General features: G+C 47.5%; 17 protein-coding genes. 10 read left to right on the forward strand and 7 right to left on the reverse strand.

Annotated elements, in window-relative coordinates; genetic code table 11:
- The first annotated feature begins 24 nt into the window (after positions 1-24).
- Entirely contained in the window at positions 25-2,166 is a 2,142-nt protein-coding gene (gene fadB / locus EGC76_RS07990) for a fatty acid oxidation complex subunit alpha FadB (protein ID WP_128352461.1), read from the forward strand.
- 29 nt (positions 2,167-2,195) lie between these two features.
- Positions 2,196-3,359, forward strand: coding sequence for an acetyl-CoA C-acyltransferase FadA (fadA, locus tag EGC76_RS07995; RefSeq protein WP_128352462.1), 1,164 nt, complete (start codon positions 2,196-2,198; stop codon positions 3,357-3,359).
- Between the two features lie 140 nt (positions 3,360-3,499).
- Here fadA and tusA read toward each other — a convergent pair whose 3' ends face one another.
- The 3 genes from tusA to EGC76_RS08010 are packed head-to-tail and all read right to left on the reverse strand — an operon-like array spanning position 3,500 to position 4,874.
- Positions 3,500-3,736 (reverse strand): sulfurtransferase TusA, encoded by a 237-nt coding sequence (gene tusA / locus EGC76_RS08000; protein ID WP_128352463.1) that lies wholly within the window; start codon positions 3,734-3,736, stop codon positions 3,500-3,502.
- 52 nt (positions 3,737-3,788) lie between these two features.
- Positions 3,789-4,268, reverse strand: coding sequence for a GNAT family N-acetyltransferase (locus tag EGC76_RS08005; RefSeq protein ID WP_128352464.1), 480 nt, complete (start codon positions 4,266-4,268; stop codon positions 3,789-3,791).
- A 12-nt stretch (positions 4,269-4,280) separates the two neighbouring features.
- Positions 4,281-4,874 carry a DNA-3-methyladenine glycosylase I gene (locus EGC76_RS08010; RefSeq protein WP_128352465.1) on the reverse strand — a complete coding sequence of 198 codons (594 nt, stop codon included), beginning with the start codon at positions 4,872-4,874 and terminating at the stop codon, positions 4,281-4,283.
- 82 nt (positions 4,875-4,956) lie between these two features.
- Between EGC76_RS08010 and glyQ the strand changes: the two genes are divergently transcribed.
- Together glyQ and glyS are read left to right on the forward strand one after the other, a co-directional pair.
- Positions 4,957-5,871: a glycine--tRNA ligase subunit alpha gene (gene glyQ / locus EGC76_RS08015; protein ID WP_128352466.1), complete on the forward strand. Its 915-nt coding sequence runs from the start codon at positions 4,957-4,959 to the stop codon at positions 5,869-5,871.
- Positions 5,872-5,882: 11 nt separating this feature from the next.
- Positions 5,883-7,949 (forward strand): glycine--tRNA ligase subunit beta, encoded by a 2,067-nt coding sequence (glyS, locus tag EGC76_RS08020; protein WP_128352467.1) that lies wholly within the window; start codon positions 5,883-5,885, stop codon positions 7,947-7,949.
- Positions 7,950-8,066: 117 nt separating this feature from the next.
- Here glyS and gyrB read toward each other — a convergent pair whose 3' ends face one another.
- Genes gyrB through dnaA form a run of 4 tightly spaced genes read right to left on the reverse strand, consistent with a single transcriptional unit; the run spans position 8,067 to position 14,167 of the window.
- The gene (gene gyrB, locus EGC76_RS08025; RefSeq protein WP_128352468.1) at positions 8,067-10,487 is read right to left on the reverse strand and encodes a DNA topoisomerase (ATP-hydrolyzing) subunit B; all 2,421 of its coding nucleotides are present in this window, start codon (positions 10,485-10,487) and stop codon (positions 8,067-8,069) included.
- An 11-nt stretch (positions 10,488-10,498) separates the two neighbouring features.
- Positions 10,499-11,581, reverse strand: coding sequence for a DNA replication/repair protein RecF (recF, locus tag EGC76_RS08030; protein WP_128352469.1), 1,083 nt, complete (start codon positions 11,579-11,581; stop codon positions 10,499-10,501).
- A gap of 21 nt (positions 11,582-11,602) precedes the next feature.
- On the reverse strand, positions 11,603-12,703 hold the full coding sequence (gene dnaN, locus EGC76_RS08035; RefSeq protein WP_128352470.1) for a DNA polymerase III subunit beta: 1,101 nt from the start codon (positions 12,701-12,703) through the stop codon (positions 11,603-11,605).
- 48 nt (positions 12,704-12,751) lie between these two features.
- Entirely contained in the window at positions 12,752-14,167 is a 1,416-nt protein-coding gene (dnaA, locus tag EGC76_RS08040; RefSeq protein WP_128352471.1) for a chromosomal replication initiator protein DnaA, read from the reverse strand.
- Positions 14,168-14,456: 289 nt separating this feature from the next.
- Between dnaA and rpmH the strand changes: the two genes are divergently transcribed.
- From rpmH to EGC76_RS08070, 6 genes are read left to right on the forward strand one after another with little or no spacing between them, the layout of a single operon-like run.
- Positions 14,457-14,591 carry a 50S ribosomal protein L34 gene (gene rpmH / locus EGC76_RS08045; RefSeq protein ID WP_128352472.1) on the forward strand — a complete coding sequence of 45 codons (135 nt, stop codon included), beginning with the start codon at positions 14,457-14,459 and terminating at the stop codon, positions 14,589-14,591.
- 2 nt (positions 14,592-14,593) lie between these two features.
- Positions 14,594-14,986, forward strand: a complete 393-nt coding sequence (gene rnpA, locus EGC76_RS08050) for a ribonuclease P protein component (RefSeq protein WP_128352473.1) — start codon at positions 14,594-14,596, stop codon at positions 14,984-14,986.
- Positions 14,923-15,213: a membrane protein insertion efficiency factor YidD gene (yidD, locus tag EGC76_RS08055; protein WP_128352474.1), complete on the forward strand. Its 291-nt coding sequence runs from the start codon at positions 14,923-14,925 to the stop codon at positions 15,211-15,213. The genes rnpA and yidD overlap by 64 nt, the downstream gene beginning before the upstream one ends.
- Complete coding sequence (gene yidC / locus EGC76_RS08060) at positions 15,210-16,886, forward strand: membrane protein insertase YidC (protein ID WP_128352475.1); 1,677 nt, start codon at positions 15,210-15,212, stop codon at positions 16,884-16,886. Before yidD ends, yidC begins: the two co-directional genes overlap by 4 nt.
- A 3-nt stretch (positions 16,887-16,889) precedes the next feature.
- Complete coding sequence (gene mnmE / locus EGC76_RS08065; RefSeq protein ID WP_128352476.1) at positions 16,890-18,263, forward strand: tRNA uridine-5-carboxymethylaminomethyl(34) synthesis GTPase MnmE; 1,374 nt, start codon at positions 16,890-16,892, stop codon at positions 18,261-18,263.
- Between the two features lie 29 nt (positions 18,264-18,292).
- A complete protein-coding gene (locus EGC76_RS08070; protein WP_128352477.1) occupies positions 18,293-19,441 on the forward strand; it encodes a dicarboxylate/amino acid:cation symporter in 1,149 nt (382 codons plus the stop codon).

Here is a 19,441-nt window from a genome sequence, read left to right on the forward strand (position 1 = left end):
AGTAAACGCTTAAGGAGACCGAATATGATTTATCAGGGTGATAGCATTCGGGTCGAATTTGTTGAAGACGGCATTGCCGAACTTCAGTTCGCAGCCGCTGGCTCCGTAAACAAGTTTGACCAGAAAACCTTGGAAGAATTCAGCCAAGCGCTCAAACAACTGGCCAACACCAAAGATTTACGTGGTGTTATTGTCACAAGTTCTAAACCTACCTTCATTGTAGGCGCTGACATCACCGAATTCCTGACTTTATTTGCTGATGTTGAGCAAACCAAGGTTTGGGTTGCTAAAGCGTCACGTGTCTTTGATCAACTCGAAGACCTGCCAGTGCCTACCGTAGCAGCGGTTACAGGCTTTGCTTTAGGTGGCGGCTGCGAAGCAGCTTTAGCGTGTGATTACCGTGTTGTTGATACCACAGCGGTTATCGGCCTGCCGGAAGTTAAACTTGGTTTAATTCCAGGTTTCGGTGGCACCATGCGCTTACCGCGTATTATTGGTCCGGATAACGCACTTGAACTGATTACCACCGGCAAAAATAACAAGCCAGATGATGCACTCAAAATTGGTTTGGTTGACTCGGTAGTAGCGCCTGAAAAATTGCGTGACGCAGCTTTAGCGATGGTTAAATCAGCCATTGCGGGCGACTTAAACTGGAAAGCTAAACGCCAACCAAAACTTGAGCCGTTGCAAGCGAACGAAACAGAATCAACCATGACCTTCGTAACTGCGAAAGCGATGGCTGCAGCACAAGCCGGCAAACATTATCCTGCGCCACATGCAGCAATAAAAGCGGTTGAAGATGGCGCAAAACACCATCGCGAAGAAGCCTTAAAAGCTGAGAATGCTGCTTTTGTGGGTTTGACGCAAACTGACGCCTGCCGTGCCCAAGTGGGTATCTTCATGGCTGACCAAATGGTCAAAGGCAAAGCCAAAAAAGCGGCTAAACTGGCAACTAAAGAAATCAAACGCGCAGCAGTACTCGGTGCTGGCATCATGGGCGGTGGCATTGCCTACCAGTCTGCGTACAAAGGTGTACCTGTTGTCATGAAAGACATTCGTCAAGATGCATTAGATCTTGGCATGAATGAAGCCAGCAAAATTATGGGTAAGTTGGTTGACCGCGGCCGTATGGATCATAAGAAAATGGCCAAGGTGCTGTCGTCTATCACTCCAACCCTGCTTGATGAAGGCGTAAAAGGCGTCGACATTGTGGTTGAAGCTGTGGTTGAAAACCCAGATGTAAAAGGCAAAGTACTTGCACAGATGGAAAGCATTGTAGACACCGATACCATTTTGGTATCAAACACCTCTACCATTTCCATTGACCGCTTAGCGAAAAATCTGAAAGACCCATCACGTTTCTGCGGTATGCACTTTTTCAATCCAGTGCACAAAATGCCGCTGGTTGAAGTTATCCGTGGTGAAAAAACTTCTGAAGAAACTGTTGCAGCTGTTGTTGCTTATGCCACACGCATGGGCAAAACGGCAATTGTGGTCAATGACTGCCCAGGTTTCTTGGTCAACCGCGTATTGTTCCCGTACCTAGCTGGTTTTGCTGGCATGGTTGATGAAGGCGTAGACTTCGCTGGTATCGATAAAGTTATGGAGCGCCAGTTCGGTTGGCCGATGGGCCCTGCCTATTTATCCGATGTGGTCGGTATCGACACAGCAGATCATTGTACGGTTGTTATGGCTGATGGTTTCCCAAGCCGAATGCCGCGTGATACTAGCAGCGCCATTGCTAAACTCGCTGCTGCAGAACGCTATGGCCAGAAAAATGGCAAGGGCTTCTACAATTATGGCGTGGATAAAAAAGGCCGCCCAGCGAAAGAAAAAGCACCTGAAGTTTATGAAATGCTGGGTGTTACCGACAAGCAACTCGAAGCTGACGAGATTATTGCTCGCTGCATGGTGCCGATGGTCAATGAGTGCGTTCGCTGCCTCGAAGAAGGTATTGTCGCAAGTGCAGCAGAATGCGATATGGCACTGCTATACGGTCTTGGTTTTCCACCATTCCGCGGCGGTCCATTCCGTTACCTTGAAACCGTTGGCTTAGCAAATTTTGTAGCCTTAGCGGACAAGTACGCGCACTTAGGTGAAATGTATCAAGTAACCGATGGCCTGCGTGAAATGGCCGAGTCAGGCAAATCGTACCTGGCAGGTTAATCAATAGCGCAGCGCTAACGGAGGAATTTATGAAAGACGTAGTGATTGTCGATTGTATTCGCACCCCAATGGGGCGTTCAAAAAATGGCGTGTTCCGCAATGTTCGCGCCGAAGACCTTTCAGCTCACTTGATGAGAGGGCTGCTTGAGCGTAATCCACAGGTTGATGTGAATGAACTGGAAGATATTTACTGGGGCTGTGTTCAACAGACCTTAGAGCAAGGCTTCAACATTGCCCGCAACGCATCGTTAATTGCTGGCATTCCGCATCATGTTGCTGCAGTTACGGTTAACCGCCTGTGTGGGTCGTCAATGCAAGCGATTCATGATGCTGCCCGCGCCATTATGCATGGTGATGGCGACATCATGATTGCTGGTGGTGTTGAGCACATGGGCCACGTGCCCATGACGCATGGCATCGATTTTCATCCAGGGATGAACATGTCAGTTGCACGTGCAGCTGGAAGCATGGGTATGACTGCCGAGCTACTTGCGCGCAAATTTGGTATTGATCGTGCAGCACAAGACGCATTCGGTGCACGTTCACACCAACGCGCACATGCAGCAACCGTTGAAGGCCGTTTTGCGAAGGAGATTTTGGCGCTTGAGGGTCATGACGCTAACGGTATTTTGCATTTGGTGAAAAACGACGAAGTGATTCGTCCTGAAACCACAGTAGAAGGCTTAGCCGCACTTCGCCCAGTGTTCGATCCGGTAAATGGCACCGTGACTGCGGGTACATCGTCAGCTTTGTCTGACGGCGCTGCAGCATGTTTAGTCATGTCGGCAGAAAAAGCGAAACAACTTGGCTTAACACCACGTGTACGAATTCGTGCTATGGCGGCAGCAGGTTGCGATCCGTCAATTATGGGTTACGGCCCTGTTCCAGCAACGCAGAAAGCACTCAAGCGTGCAGGTCTCGAAGTGAAAGACATTGATCTTTGGGAACTTAATGAAGCGTTTGCTGCACAATCCCTGCCGGTACTCAAAGGCTTAGGCTTGCTGGATGTTATGGATGACAAAGTGAACTTGAACGGCGGCGCAATTGCCCTCGGTCACCCACTTGGCTGCTCGGGCGCACGTATCTCCACCACGTTAATTAACTTGATGGAAAATAAAGACGCGACCTTAGGTGTTGCGACCATGTGTATTGGTTTAGGCCAAGGCATCGCCACTGTCTTCGAACGCGTTTAAGTAAAAAACGTTGTTCGTGCGCTCGCTAGAGCGAGCTGTTGGTCCGTGCTTCGCACTGTTCGTATTTCGAATAGTAAGCGAAGCTTACGGACGAACAGTGAACGAAGTGAACGTACGAATAACGAGTAACGCTTTTGGTTTTAAAGGCCTTTGCGGATTAGGTAGCGATAAGGCTTACTTTCTGTTTCTGCCAGCAATAATTCATGATCCATAAAACGGCAGAAGCTTGGAATGTCTCGTGTTGTTGCTGGATCATCAGCAATAACCTCAAGCGTGTCACCAGGGTTTAGCTTGCGCATTGTTAAGCGCAGCAGCATCACCGGTTCTGGACACCGTAGCCCCAATGTATCGAGCTGAGAAGTCGCTTCACCTGTCATGCTCTGTTTCCCGTTCCACGAATAACGAGTAACCAATAACGCCTAAGGTCGGTTACAGGTATTTCTGCCAAAACTCTGCGTTACCCATTTCCGCATCAAGTTGGTAAGGTTTAAAACCAAACTTTTCATAGGCGACTTTCGCCGGCTCGTTGCCTTGGATAACTTCCAGTGTCAATTTGCAGCAGCCACGGAATTGCGCCAAAGTTTCTACTTCCTGAAGTAGACGCTTGGCAATGCCTTGACCACGAAAATCTTTGATCACAGCAATATCGTGAATGTTCATCACCGGTTTTGCTGCGAACGTCGAAAAACCTTCAACGCAATTAGCAAGACCAACGGGTTGGTCGTCAACAAAAGCCAAAATAGAAAACACATGGTCACGCTTAGCCATCTCGTCAATAAGATTAGCGCGAGTGCTTTCTGGTAGAGCTTCGCCACCGCCCATAGGGTCTTGTGCGTAATCGTCCAGCATATCTACTACCGCTTGGCGGTGTTTCGGGTTGGTATAATCGGCAAGCACAATTTCTAACATGACAAACTCATTTTAAAGTGAAAAACGACGCATAGCTTCGCTTGTTGGTTCATGGCAGTGGCAATTGACGACATGGTCGTTCACCATGCCCACCGCCTGCATAAAGGCATAACAAATGGTTGTGCCAACAAAGTTAAAACCTGCTTTTTTTAAGGCTTTCGCCATATTATCAGAAACTTTATCTGATGTGGGGATATCACCACCCTGCCGAGCGAATATTCGCGGCTGTCCGTCGCTAAATCCCCACAAGAATTCGTTAAATTCGATACCTTGCTCTCGCAGGTTCAGGTAGGCTCGCGCATTTTTGAATATTGACTCGATTTTTAATCGATTGCGAATAATTCCCGCGTTATGCATGAGCTCGGTTCTGTAGGTTTCAGGGAGTTGAACAATTTGCTCCGGATCGAATCCACAAAAGGCCTTTTCGTAATTGGCTTGCTTGCGTAATATCGTAATCCAACTTAAGCCCGCCTGTTGGCCATCCAAACACAACTTTGCGAACAGCTCTTGGCTGTCAGCAACCGGCCGCCCCCACACGGTATCATGGTAATGAATATAGTCTGGGCTTGAGCCGCACCAACTACAGCGGTTAATTGTTTCACTCATTTCGCACGGTATCCTGTAACCTCGCTTCAACACAGGGTATAATTTACGCCAATTTGGTTTAGAAATCAGCATGAGATGACGCATGGCTAGCTACGACGTAAAAACGTTTCAAGGGCTCATTCTTGCCCTACAGGATTACTGGGCGCAACAAGGGTGCGCGGTTGTCCAACCGTTGGACATGGAGGTTGGTGCTGGCACCTTCCATCCTATGACATTCTTGCGCTCTATCGGTCCTGAGCCGGCAAGCTTTGCGTACGTTCAGCCATGCCGACGCCCAACCGACGGTCGTTATGGTGAAAACCCGAACCGGCTGCAACATTATTATCAGTTCCAGGTGCTATTAAAGCCATCGCCTGACAATATTCAGGAGCTCTATCTTGGCTCGCTGGAAATGCTTGGCTTCGATCCGTTGGTGCATGACATTCGCTTTGTAGAGGATAACTGGGAATCGCCAACCCTCGGTGCATGGGGATTGGGCTGGGAAGTCTGGTTAAATGGCATGGAAGTGACACAGTTCACCTACTTTCAGCAAGTTGGCGGCATCGAATGCAAGCCAGTTGCTGGCGAAATCACGTACGGCCTTGAGCGCTTAGCCATGTACATTCAGGGCGTTGATAGCATTTATGATCTGGTTTGGACTGATGGTCCACGTGGAAAAATTCTGTATGGTGATGTGTTTCATCAAAACGAAGTTGAACAGTCTACCTATAATTTCGAGCATGCTGATGTGGATGTATTGTTTGGGCGTTTTGACTCCTGTGAAAAGGAATGTGAGCACTTACTATCGGTAAACTTACCTCTACCAGCTTATGAACAAGTTATGCGTGCTTCGCATGCATTTAACTTACTGGACGCTCGTCATGCAATTTCCGTGACCGAACGTCAACGCTATATTCTTCGCGTTCGCACCATGGCAAAGGGTTGTGCAGAAGCTTATTACGCTGCCCGCGAAGCGCTAGGTTTTCCGCTTGCGCAGTCCAATCAAGAAGTACAGTAAGGAGCTTAACCGTGCAACATCAGACATTGTTGGTAGAAATTGGCACTGAAGAACTGCCACCCAAAGCACTAGGCGCGTTAAGTCATGCATTCACAGAAGCCCTTAGTACGCTATTGCGCGAAAACGACTTTTCCTTTGAAGAAGTGAAGTCTTATGCAACGCCGCGTCGCCTCGCCGTTCAAGTTTCGGCGCTGGCCTCTCAGCAAGCCGATAAGATAGTTGAGAAGCGCGGCCCAGCGGTTAACGTCGCTTTTGACGACAACGGCAAAGCCACCAAAGCGGCCGAAGGTTGGGCGCGGGGTAACGGTATTACCGTCGACGAAGCCGAGCGTTTAGTTACCGATAAAGGTGAATGGCTGCTTTATAAAGCTGAGGTTAAAGGCCAAGCGCTTGGGGAAGTACTCCCTGACCTGGTTCAGTTAGCGCTTAAAAAATTACCTATTCCAAAGCCGATGCGCTGGGGTAATGGGACCGCTCAGTTTATTCGCCCTGTAAAAACTGTCACCATGATGTATGGCAATACACTGATTCCTGGAGTCGTTCTTGATGTAGCATCAAACAACCACCTATTAGGGCATCGGTTTCATGCGCCTCAGGGTGCAACCTTATCCCATGCGGACGACTATGAAGCTGAGTTGGAAAAGGTGTGGGTGATCGCGGACTTTGCTAAGCGTCGCGAACTGATTGTTCACGGTATTTCACAGCTTGCATCGAAACTGGGTGGCCAAGTTATTGAAGACAATGACCTGGTTGATGAAGTGACGGCACTAGTGGAATGGCCAATCGCATTATCAGCACATTTTGATGAGCAATTTCTAGCAGTACCGAAAGAGCCGCTTATTGTAACCATGAAAGACGACCAGCGGTATTTCCCGTTAGAAGACGGGCAAGGCAATTTGCTGCCCGCATTTATATTTATTACTAATATTGAATCAAAAGACCCACAGCAGATTATATCGGGTAATGAGAAGGTTGTGCGCCCTCGCCTTGCCGATGCTCAATTCTTTTTCGAATCTGACAAAAAGATACGTTTGGCAGACCGAGTACCGGGGCTATCAAATATTCTGTTCCAGAAACAGCTAGGGTCCATCAAAGACAAGTCTGACCGGATTGCGCAGGTTGCGTCAGTAATTGCTGCTCAACTGGGCGCCGACTCGAATATTGCAGAGCGCGCCGGTTATTTGTGTAAGGCTGATTTAGCCTCACAAATGGTGCTTGAGTTTCCTGAAACTCAAGGCGTTATGGGTATGCACTATGCACGCAATGACAATGAGCCTGAAGGCGTGCCTCAAGCAATATTTGAACACTACCTGCCTCGTTTTTCCGGTGATTCGCTTCCTGAATCAAAAGCTGGTGCTGCGGTCGCTATAGCGGATAAGCTCGATACGCTGGTTGGTATATTCGGCATTGGCCAAGTACCTAAGGGCGACCGAGACCCATTCGCACTGCGTCGCTCGGCCATTGGCTTACTGCGCATTATGGTTGAAGGAAAGTACCCTCTTGACCTCAATGAAATCGTGGGGGAATCGGTTGCAAGCTTTGGCGATTTGCTTAGTGCGGAGAGTGTCAAAGACGACGTTGTTGATTTCTTACTAGGTCGATTCCGCGCATGGTATCAAGAACAAGGGATTGCCGTCGATGTGATTCAAGCGGTGTTAGCGCGCCGTCCAACCACGCCAACCGACTTTGACCAACGTGTTCACGCCGTAACCGCATTTCGATCATTGCCGGCCGCAGAGGCTCTTGCGGCTGCTAATAAGCGAGTTAGCAACATACTTGCCAAGGTTGATGGCGAGCTTCCTACTCAAGTTAACGCTGAACTGTTAAGCGAACCCGCTGAGCAGGAATTGGTAAGCGCCATTAAACACGCGCAAGAGCTATCAACAACTGCACTTGCAGGTAATGATTACACTCAAGCCTTGAAAGCGTTGGCAAGCTTGCAGCAACCCGTGGATAGCTTTTTCGAAAGCGTGATGGTTAATGCAGAGGATGCTGAGGTAAGGAATAACCGCTTGGCAATGTTAAATACATTACGTCAGTTATTCTTACAAATTGCGGATATCTCGGTTTTAAATTAAACTAAGGAACATAAGATTCAGGTTACTTGATAACTGGCCTTGTTTCTTTGTTTCCAAAAATAAGAAAGGGAGCCAATTGGCTCCCTTTTTTATTACTTGGCTTTTTTGTCAACGAGACTATACGTCTAAGTTCGCAACACGTAACGCGTTGGTTTCAATAAACGCACGGCGTGGTTCAACATCGTCGCCCATTAAGGTTGTGAACAACTGGTCCGCCGCAATACCGTCTTCGATGGTAACTTGCAACATACGGCGAGTTGCCGGGTCCATGGTTGTTTCCCACAATTGGTCTGGATTCATTTCACCCAAACCTTTGTAACGTTGAATATAAATACCACGTTTTGACTCGTTAATAAGCCACTCAACAGCTTCTACGAAATCACTAACTGGCTTCTCTTTGTCGCCCCGTCGAACAAATCCACCCACTTCAATTAAGCCATTGATTTTTTCGCCAATTGATACAAGTTGATCATAGTCACGCGACATTAAGAATTCATAGCTTAGCGGATACGGAGTATCTATTCCGTGGCGGCGCACAGTTACAACAGGTAGATACAAATTACGTTCTTCATCGTGCTGAACATGTAACGTGTAGGTCGCTGAGTTTACTTCGCGCGACGTCAAATCGTTTTGCAAAGTACCCGTCCACTCTTCCATAGCTGATTGATTTTTAAGGGTTTCATCAGTTAGTCGCGGTGCATATACCAAGCGCTGTAAGAAATCTAGCGGCATACGGCGTGACAGGCGTTGTTTAATGGAATTTTGGGCCAACTGATAGTCGTTAACCAAAGTTTCCAAATGTGCACCACTGATGCCAGGTGCATCTTTGGTCACATGCAACGATGCATTATCAAGTGCGAGACTGGTTAGATATTGAATCAAACCTGGGTCGTCCTTGATGTATGTTTCTTGCTTACCTTTTTTCACTTTATAAAGTGGCGGCTGTGCAATGTACATGTAGCCACGTTCAATAAGCTCTGGCATTTGACGGTAGAAGAAGGTCAACAGCAACGTACGAATGTGCGAGCCGTCGACGTCGGCATCCGTCATGATAATGATTCGGTGATAACGTGTTTTATCAGGGTTGTATTCATCACGGCCAATACCACAACCAAGCGCGGTGATCAGTGTTGCAACTTCTTGTGATGAAAGCATCTTGTCGAAACGCGCTTTTTCCACGTTCAAAATCTTACCTTTAAGCGGCAGAATGGCTTGGAACTTACGGTTACGCCCCTGCTTCGCAGAGCCGCCCGCTGAGTCACCCTCCACAATGTAGAGTTCAGACAAGGCCGGGTCTTTCTCTTGGCAATCTGCCAACTTACCTGGCAAACCAGCAAGGTCTAACGCTCCTTTACGGCGTGTCATATCACGAGCTTTGCGAGCCGCTTCTCGTGCGCGCGCAGCATCAATGATTTTACCAACGATGATTTTTGCGTCGTTTGGTTGCTCTAACAAGTATTCAGATAAACGTTCGTTCATCGCTTGCTCGACCGCGGTCTTCACTTCTGACGAAACGAGTTTATCTTTTGTTTGCGAAGAGAACTTCGGGTCAGGAACTTTAACCGATACAACAGCGGTTAAGCCTTCACGGGCATCATCCCCGGTCGCATTGGTTTTGTATTTCTTATTGAGGCCTTCTTTCTCCATGTACGCATTCAACGTACGTGTCAGCGCAGCGCGGAAGCCGGCCAAGTGAGCTCCGCCATCACGTTGCGGAATATTGTTTGTGAAGCAATAGATGCCTTCTTGGAACGAATCATTCCACTGCATAGATACTTCAACACAAATACCGTCGTCACGCTCGTTACTAAAATGGAAAACATTTTGGTGTATTGGGGTTTTATTTTTATTCAAATATGCAACGAAGGCTGAGATACCGCCTTCATATTTGAAATGGTCTTGACGTTCATTTCGCTCATCTTTGAGGATGATTGAAACGCCAGAGTTTAAGAATGACAACTCACGAAGTCGTTTTGCGAGAATGTCATAATGGTATTCTGTGTCCGCAAAAATCTTAGGGCTTGGCCAAAAACGGATTTCTGTACCTGTCTTCTCTGTATCACCAATTTGCGCCATCGGCGCTACAGGGTCGCCAAGGTTGTACGTTTGCTGATATATGTGTCCGCCACGCTGAATGGTAAGCAAAAGCTTATCCGACAGAGCGTTAACAACAGAAACACCAACACCGTGTAAACCACCTGACACCTTATAAGAGTTATCATCGAATTTACCACCGGCGTGCAATACGGTCATGATGACCTGCGCAGCAGAAACACCCTCTTCTTCATGAATATCAACTGGAATACCGCGACCATCATCTCGAACCGATACTGAGCCGTCGGTATGAATCGTCACCAAGATATCAGTACAATGCCCAGCTAAGGCTTCATCGATTGAGTTATCGACAACCTCAAAAACCATGTGGTGGAGACCAGTTCCGTCATCGGTGTCACCGATGTACATACCTGGGCGTTTGCGCACTGCATCAAGCCCTTTTAGGACTTTAATACTGGACGAATCGTAATTATTTTCTGCCATAATCAGCTTCTCTATTGTTCCTTGACGGTTCCATGTTCCACGTGGAACATCTTCGTATCTTTGGTTTTTAACTGTGCATGTACATCATCACCGTTAATCGCCGATACAAAAACCTGTGAATTGGATGCAACAAGTGCACCACAAAATTTCTCCTGACTCACCGAATCTAATTCGGCTGTTATGTCATCTACCAAGTAGATACATTGTACGCCAGTTTGCTGCTGAAGATACTCGCCCTGAACTAATTTCAAGGCTGCAACCAATAACTTCAGCTGGCCTCGGGAAAGTAGATTCTTCACCTCTTCCCCGTTTGCTAGAATCTTTAACTCCGCTTTATGCGGACCGACTGTCGAATGACCATATCGTAGATCCTGTTCCCGATGCTTGACCAACGCATCGCATAGCCTAATTTCTTTATCCCACCCTGAACGAAGATAAAAATCAAATTCGTAATCCGGTAGAAATGATACAAGTCGCTGCTTCAATACAGGAAGAAAAGCTTCAATGTATTTAGTCCGGTGCTGGTGGATACGCTCGCCGAATTCACTAAATTTTTCATCCCAATACTGATGTTCCTGATGAAACCGTTTCATTTTGAGCAAGCTATTACGTTGCTTTAGTAATTTTGAAAACCCAACCCAGTCGCTATAGAACGAATGTTCCACGTGGAACACTCCCCAATCTATAAACTGCCGCCGAACTTTCGGGCCACCTAATACCAACTCAATACTCTCAGGTGTCATTAACTGCACAGGAACTAATCGCGCTAATGCAGAAAATCGTTTCTCTTTAGCGTGGTCAATACGAAGTTGAACCTCACCTGTAGTATTTCGTTGGTAGCCCACCTGGTGTTTGCGACCGTCTTGTTCTGTAACACGTGCAAAAACCGTAAACTGGCTTTCATCATTCCGAATCAATTGTCGGTAGGTTCCCGGTCGAAAAGACCGCCCAAAACCAAGACAATAGATAGCTTCAATCAAACTCGTTTTACCGCTGCCATTCGCACCCGATATAATATTAACGGTTTTACCTGGCGTGATTACTGCCGACGGGAAATTGCGAAACTGTGATAAAGACAGCGATTCTAAAAACATACGCGTTGCGGATACGCCCAATTAAAGGCGCATCGGCATCACAACATACAATGACGAGTCATCGTCATTATCTTCAATAAGTCCACTCGCATCAGGTCCAGCTAGAGTTATCTTCACCTTGCTGCCCTGAATCGTGTTGAGCACATCAATGAGGTAGCTTACATTAAAACCAATTTCTAGCGACTCACCTTGATATTCAACTTCTAAAACTTCTTCAGCGGTTTCTTGCTCTGGGTTATTCGCAGTCAAACACATTTCGCCCGAGCTGAGATTTAACCGAACGCCACGATACTTTTCGTTCGACAAAATGGACGCTCGAGAACAGGCTTGCTTAAGCACATCTCTTTCTGCCACGACAATTTTATCGCCACCACTCGGCAGTACGCGACGATAGTCAGGGAACCGACCATCTACTAGCTTACTCGTAAAGCCAATGCCATTTGTTTCAATGCGAATGTGGTTGTTGCCGATTAATACTTTTACTTCGTTATCGGCATCATCTAACAAGCGAAGTAATTCCATAACGCCCTTTCTCGGCACAATGACTTGGCGTGAAGCAAGATTCGGCTGCCCAATATCACAGCTACTCATTGCCAAGCGATGTCCGTCGGTTGCAACCGTTCGCAAAATACCGGCATCCGTTTCAAACAACATGCCATTCAGGTAATAACGCACATCCTGATTAGCCATCGAGAAATGCGTGCGCTCCATGAGGTCTTTCAACACCGCTTGGCTGGTTATCAGCTGAATATCACTGTCCCAGTCATCGATATTTGGAAAGTCTTGAGCAGGCAAAGTGGCCAAAGTGAATTTACTGCGCCCTGAGCGAATCATCGCCTTATCAGCCGAGGCACTGAATTCAACCGTCGCGCCTTCAGGTAAGCTACGCACGATGTCTACTAGCTTTTTGGCTGGAACAGTAACTTCGCCCGCGTCACCGCCTTCAATTGCGCAGGCAGAAACAAGCTCAACCTCGAGATCGGTGCCAGTAAGACGCACCTCATCCGTAGAAGCCTGGATAAGCACGTTAGATAAAATTGGAATCGTGTGGCGGCGTTCAACGGCCCCACTGACAACTTGAAGTGGCTTTAAAAAAGCATCTCGACTGATGGAAAATTTCATGCCCACATTCCCCTGTTGTTTGGTCCTTGCCCGCTTACTATTTCGTGACTATGCAGAAAGCGTACGGATTAAGTTTCTGTAATCTTCTTTCAAATCATTCTGCGCATCTTTTAATTTAGCTATAGTGCGACACGCATGTAAAACTGTTGTGTGATCACGCCCGCCAAAAGCATCACCAATCTCCGGAAGGCTATGATTTGTAAGCTCTTTTGCTAGTGCCATCGCCATTTGACGAGGACGTGCAACCGAGCGACTACGACGCTTTGAAAGCATATCTGACATCTTAATGTTGTAGTACTCTGCAACGGTTTTCTGAATATTGTCAATTGTGACCAACTTTTCCTGCGCCGCAATCAAGTCGCGTAGGGCCTCACGCACAAAATCAATTGTTATCTGACGGCCGGTCAGATTGACGTTCGCAACAAGGCGGTTCAACGCACCCTCTAACTCTCGCACATTTGAGCGCAATCGTTTAGCAATAAAAAACGCAACTTCATGGGGAAGCGTAATACCGCGTTCCTGCGCTTTGCGAATTAATATTGCTACGCGCGTTTCCAATTCAGGTGGTTCAATCGCTATAGTTAAGCCCCAACCAAAGCGAGAACGTAAACGGTCTTCTAATCCTTCAATTTCTTTCGGGTAAAGATCGCTCGTGAGAATAATTTGCTGGTTTCCTTCAAGCAAGGCATTGAAGGTATGGAAAAACTCTTCCTGTGTGCCTTTCTTGTTAGAGAAGAAATGAATGTCATCTATTAGGAGTGCATCGACTGAACGATAGTAGCGTTTCATTTCGTCTATAGTACCGTTCTTGAGCGCGTTAACCATGTCTTGTACGAAACGCTCTGCACGCATATAAAAAACCTTAGCGTCTTTTTTATGAGTGCGAATCGCATTACCGACTGCATGCAATAAATGCGTTTTACCTAGGCCTGTTCCGCCATAAACAAATAACGGGTTATAAACACCGCCTGGGTTTTCAGCAACCTGGTGTGCTGCTGCTAGCGCAAGCTGATTCGATTTACCTTCGACAAAATTATCAAACGTATACTCTTCATCAATATTACACTCAAATGCGGGTGCAGGCGCGTCATTCTGATTCCACGGTGTTGCCCGTGGCTGATTTCGTTGCGCTGGTGCGGCTGGCCGTGCCTGATGGTTGGAGCCTGATGAACCTGATGATACCTGCCCACCATTTCTTTCTGGAGCCTTCTCGATACCGCCAACACGAAACGAAACGCGCGGACTCTTCTCGCCGCGGTCATTAGCAATTTCATTCAAGTAGTCATTTATGACATTCAGATACTTGTCTTTGATCCAGTCGACCACGTAGGAATTTGGTGCATAGAGTGTCAGCAGGTTGTCGTCTAACTCGGATTGCAGCGGGCGGATCCAGGTATTAAAATTCTGCGCGGTTAATTCGCTTTGCAGTCTATCTGCGCACAATTGCCAAAGCGATTTATTCACACCTGTCTCCCGAATTTATCAGTTATAGTTATTGGTTAAGAATACTAATTGTAGATCTGTAGCGATCCTTTATTTTTAGTATCTGCTAGACTGTTTTGATTGTACTAAAAGCACCTGCTGATCGCTAGCTTTTGCGGTAAATTAACTACACTAATTAAGTATGCTTATCCACAATTGGAATCATTCTCATCTACACTTTGTGGATAGCTTTTTGCGTTGACTTTGATCCTTTTAACCGTTAGAATTCGCGCTCTAAATTTTTAGGTAACTCGACTACGGAAGTAACGTCATGAAAAGAACATTTCAACCAAGCGTATTGAAGCGCAAGCGCACTCACGGTTTCCGTGCTCGTATGGCAACGAAAAACGGTCGTTTAGTTTTAGCGCGCCGTCGTGCCAAAGGCCGTAAAGTTCTGTCTGCATAATATTGAAGCAGAGCTACTGTTACGGGCGGGAGTTACGTCTTTTAACTCCCGCGCACTTTCAAAAAGTCTTCGATAATCCCCCGGTGAAAGCGGTTACGGCCGAACTCACCATGCTTGCTACCCCAAATAATCTCGGTATTCCTCGAATTGGCGTAACGCTATCAAAAAAGCGAGCCAAACGCGCAGTTGATCGAAATCGAATAAAACGTAAGATCCGCGAGAGTTTTCGATTAAAACAGCATAAAATACCCGCATTCGATATTATCGTGATTGGAAAGAACGGGGTTGTTAATCTTTCTCAAGAAGAACTACAACAACGTTTGGATTACTTATGGCGAACCTTAAGCAAGCGTTGCGCGCAATACCTATCGGCATCATCCGACTCTACCAACTGACTATTAGTCCGTTGATTGGGCCGCGTTGTCGATTTACGCCAACATGCTCGCAATACGCCATCGAAGCAATCAAAAAGCATGGTATGATGCGAGGCTTCTGGCTTGCCAGTAAGCGTATTCTGAAATGCCACCCGGGACATCCAGGCGGCTTCGACCCAGTTCCAGGCTCTGAGCCCTGTGAACCGGACACAACGAACCAAAATAAAACAGAAACGAAGGACTTATGAATTCGCCACGTTCTATCTTGTTTATTGCTTTCTTGGTAGTAACCTTTTTCCTCTACCAAAATTGGCTCATCGATACCGCGCCGGGCACGCAAAAAGCCGCCCCTGCACAACAGTCACAAACAACCACCGACTCAGGTATACCTGAAGCGCGTATGGAGCCAACCGCAACCGAAAGCGCGGTTCCACAAGCCTCAAGCGGTGATGTTTCGAGTACGCCAGCTACTTCCGGCAGCCAACGTGTTCGTGTTAAAACCGACGTACTCGATGTTCTTATCGATACCAACGGTGGTGATGTCGTCAACGCACAGTTACTCCAGTTTGCACGCACCCAGAATTCAGAAGAACGCTTTGAGTTGTTGCACGCAAATCCAAACCAGCTTTACATCGCGCAATCTGGTTTAGTTGGCGCGGACGGTACCGATTCAGCGAACGGTCGCCCAATGTTCCACGTAGAACAAACGAACTACGAGATGAATGGCGGTGATACCCTTGAAGTGCCTTTGCACTACACGCTTGAAGACGGCAGCCAAGTAACTAAAACTTTTGTCTTCAAAAAGGGTTCATACGCAATCGACGTGGTCTACACCATCCGAAATGCAACGGCTTCGCACAAACAAATGCAGTTTTATGCGCAATTGAAGCAAGTGATGACCGAAGGTTCAGGCAACATGATGATGCCAACCTATAAAGGTGGCGCTTATTCATGGGACGAAGACCGCTACGAAAAATATGCTTTTGACGACATGCGTGATCAACGCTTAAACCGCGCAACCGAAGGCGGTTGGGTCGCAATGCTGGAACACTATTTCGTATCCGCATGGATTCCGCGCGGTGAAGGCAGTAAGCAATTATTTTCTCGTATACTTGGCGGTGACCAAGCGATTATGGGCATGATGTATCCGACTGCGACCGTCGCACCCGGTGCTGAAGCACAGATTCGCTCCACCCTATTTGTTGGTCCGAAAGACCAAGATGCGATGGCCGTTGTCGCTGAAGACCTTGAGCTGACCGTTGATTACGGTTTCTTGTGGTGGTTGGCGCAGCCGATATTCAAACTGCTTCAGTTAGTACAAAGCGTACTAATCAACTGGGGTCTTTCCATCATTGCAATTACCATCATCATTAAGGCGCTCTTGTACCCATTAACCAAGGCACAGTATGTGTCTATGGCGAAGATGCGTATGATTCAGCCTAAGATGACTGCTCTGCGTGAACGCTATGGTGATGACCGTCAGAAGATGTCACAGGCAATGATGAAGATGTACAAAGAAGAAAAAGTAAACCCGCTTGGCGGCTGTTTACCTATGCTTCTGCAACTTCCTATTTTCCTTGCGCTGTATTGGGTATTGCTGGAAAGTGTTGAACTGCGCCATGCACCGCTATTCTTGTGGATCAACGACTTATCAGCAAAAGACCCATACTACATACTGCCTGTGTTAATGGGTGCGTCTATGTTCATGATGCAGCGGTTGCAGCCAACGCCGGCAACTGACCCAATGCAGCAAAAACTGCTGCAGTACATGCCGGTAATCTTTACCGTATTCTTCCTGTGGTTCCCTGCAGGCTTGGTATTGTATTGGTTAAGCAGTAACTTGATTACCATTGGTCAAATGCAGTGGATCTATCGTGGCCTTGAGAAAAAGGGCATGATGGAGCGCCGCAAAAAGAAGTAGACCATGGACTTTGAGCTAACGAATGACACTATTGTCGCGCAAGCCACGCCCCCAGGGCGTGGTGGCGTTGGCATAGTCCGAGTTAGCGGGCCGGCGGCAACCACTGTCGCCGAGCGTATGCTAGGCCACTGTCCAGCAGCACGAAAAGCAGAGTACCTCCCGTTTGTAGATCTTGATGGCAACCTTCTCGACGAAGGCATTGCGCTATTCTTTAAAGGTCCGAATTCATTTACTGGCGAAGACGTACTCGAACTGCAAGGTCATGGCGGCCCTGTACTTATCGATATGATCATTAAAGCCATTCTCGATTTTCCTGAAATACGACCCGCCCGTCCGGGTGAATTTAGCGAACGTGCCTTTTTAAACGATAAGCTTGATTTAACCCAAGCAGAGGCAATTGCTGACCTTATTGATACAACCTCAGAGCAAGCTGCAAAAGCGGCCTTACAGAGCCTGCAGGGCGGCTTCTCGCACGAGATTGACCAACTTGTCGACCAAGTGATTCATTTGCGCATGTATGTAGAAGCCGCAATTGACTTCCCTGACGAGGAAATAGACTTTTTAAGTGACGGTAAAGTATCCGGCGATCTTGAAGCGATTCTCGACCGGCTACAACAGGTTATGGTGCAAGCCAAACAGGGCTCGTTACTTCGCGAAGGCATGAAAGTAGTCATTGCTGGACGCCCCAACGCCGGCAAATCCTCGTTGCTCAATGCGCTAGCAGGCCGCGAGTCAGCAATTGTAACGTCGATAGCGGGTACCACACGCGATGTACTGCGCGAGCACATACAGATTGACGGTATGCCCCTGCATATCATCGATACAGCCGGACTACGTGACAGCCCTGATGAAGTAGAGCGTATTGGTATACAACGCGCTTGGGATGAGATTAGGGGCGCTGACCGCGTGTTATTTATGGTCGACGCCACAGAAACTAACGCTGTGCACCCTGCCGATATCTGGCCAGAGTTCTTTGAGCAGCTCGCTGACGACCTGCCGTTTACCGTCATTCGGAACAAAGTTGACCTCAATGAAGAGCCCGTAGCCATTGAAGACATTCACGGCATTCCAGTGCTGCACTTAAGTGCAAAAACTGGGCGTGGCGTTGAGCTACTCCGTGAGCATCTAAAACACTGCGTTGGCTATACAGCGACCAGCGAAGGGAGCTTTATGGCGCGCCGCCGCCACCTCGACGCGCTTGAACGCGCCCAGCAACATTTGCTAACCGGTCAAGAACAGCTGGAACAAAACCTCGCTGGCGAACTGTTAGCGGAAGAGCTCAGGCTGACACAGCAACACCTGAATGAAATAACAGGTGAATTCACCTCTGACGATCTACTCGGCAAGATATTTAGCAGTTTCTGTATCGGGAAATAGCCCACTTAAAACAACAAGAGAGAACATCCATGGGTTTAATCATAAAACTAATTTTAGGTATCGTGCTCGGTACTCTTATTGGCTTGTATACGCCACATTGGGTCACGCAACTATTGCTGACTTTCAAAGAGCTATTTGGGCAATTATTATTTTTTACTATTCCGTTATTAATATTGTTTTTTATCACCAGCGGTATTGCTGGACTCCCTCAAAACTCTGGTAAGCTCCTCGGCAGAACCCTCGGTATTGCTTATTTATCAACCATCGTCGCCGGAACGGTCGCTTATTTTGTGGCAAGCTTTATTGTCCCTATGCTAAACACTGCCGCCAAAAATCCACAAAGTGCAGAAGGTGCGTTACTAGAACCTTTCATTACGTTAGATATGCCACCCGTTTTTGGTGTTATGACAGCGCTGGTATTAGCGTTTATTTTTGGTTTAGGTATTGCAGCAACTCGCGCTGAACAACTCAAACAACTGTCTGATCAAGGTCGCGATATTATTGAGTTGTTGCTCAGCAAGGTTATCATTCCATTACTACCATTTTATATCGCTGGGGTTTTCGCCGAAATGGCAGCCGCCGGTACGGTGTTTGGCACCTTGAAAACCTTCGGCATTATTCTTGTGCTTGCGGTTGCTCTGCACTGGGTATACATCATTTCAATGTTCACCGTGGCAGGTGTGAAAGCGGGCATTAGCCCCATAACGCTCATCAAAAACATGTTACCGGCTTACTTTACTGCGCTAGGAACCATGTCGAGCGCCGCAACCATTCCGGTAACATTACGCAGTGTGAAAAATAATAAGGTGGATGAAGACGTTGCCAACTTCGCCGTGCCGCTTTGCGCAACCACGCACTTAGCCGGCTCTACCATTACCATTGTTAGTTGCACGCTCGCAGTCATGTACCTGCACAGCTCGCTCGCTATACCGTCGTTTTTAACTATCCTGCCATTTATTCTGATGCTGGGTGTCGTCATGCTTGCAGCACCAGGTGTGCCTGGCGGCGCAGTCATGTCCGCGGTAGGTTTGCTCGGTTCCATGCTCGGTTTTGGCGAAACAGCCATTGCATTAATGATTGCGCTATACATGGCACAAGACAGTTTTGGTACGGCGTGTAATGTAACCGGCGACGGCGCTATTGCTATCTTGGTTGATCAAGCCAATAAAGCGAAATAG

Source organism: Pseudidiomarina gelatinasegens, from assembly GCF_004025325.1.
Taxonomy (GTDB): domain Bacteria; phylum Pseudomonadota; class Gammaproteobacteria; order Enterobacterales; family Alteromonadaceae; genus Pseudidiomarina; species Pseudidiomarina gelatinasegens.

What these genes read in the sequence shown, in the direction of transcription:
- fadB (WP_128352461.1), top strand. Translation starts at nt 25, where the DNA reads ATGATTTATCAGGGTGATAGCATTCGGGTCGAATTTGTTGAAGACGGC.
- fadA (WP_128352462.1), top strand. Translation starts at nt 2,196, where the DNA reads ATGAAAGACGTAGTGATTGTCGATTGTATTCGCACCCCAATGGGGCGT.
- tusA (WP_128352463.1), bottom strand. Translation starts at nt 3,736, where the DNA reads ATGACAGGTGAAGCGACTTCTCAGCTCGATACATTGGGGCTACGGTGT.
- EGC76_RS08005 (WP_128352464.1), bottom strand. Translation starts at nt 4,268, where the DNA reads ATGTTAGAAATTGTGCTTGCCGATTATACCAACCCGAAACACCGCCAA.
- EGC76_RS08010 (WP_128352465.1), bottom strand. Translation starts at nt 4,874, where the DNA reads ATGAGTGAAACAATTAACCGCTGTAGTTGGTGCGGCTCAAGCCCAGAC.
- glyQ (WP_128352466.1), top strand. Translation starts at nt 4,957, where the DNA reads ATGGCTAGCTACGACGTAAAAACGTTTCAAGGGCTCATTCTTGCCCTA.
- gyrB (WP_128352468.1), bottom strand. Translation starts at nt 10,487, where the DNA reads ATGGCAGAAAATAATTACGATTCGTCCAGTATTAAAGTCCTAAAAGGG.
- recF (WP_128352469.1), bottom strand. Translation starts at nt 11,581, where the DNA reads ATGTTTTTAGAATCGCTGTCTTTATCACAGTTTCGCAATTTCCCGTCG.
- dnaN (WP_128352470.1), bottom strand. Translation starts at nt 12,703, where the DNA reads ATGAAATTTTCCATCAGTCGAGATGCTTTTTTAAAGCCACTTCAAGTT.
- rpmH (WP_128352472.1), top strand. Translation starts at nt 14,457, where the DNA reads ATGAAAAGAACATTTCAACCAAGCGTATTGAAGCGCAAGCGCACTCAC.
- yidD (WP_128352474.1), top strand. Translation starts at nt 14,923, where the DNA reads ATGGCGAACCTTAAGCAAGCGTTGCGCGCAATACCTATCGGCATCATC.
- yidC (WP_128352475.1), top strand. Translation starts at nt 15,210, where the DNA reads ATGAATTCGCCACGTTCTATCTTGTTTATTGCTTTCTTGGTAGTAACC.
- mnmE (WP_128352476.1), top strand. Translation starts at nt 16,890, where the DNA reads ATGGACTTTGAGCTAACGAATGACACTATTGTCGCGCAAGCCACGCCC.
- EGC76_RS08070 (WP_128352477.1), top strand. Translation starts at nt 18,293, where the DNA reads ATGGGTTTAATCATAAAACTAATTTTAGGTATCGTGCTCGGTACTCTT.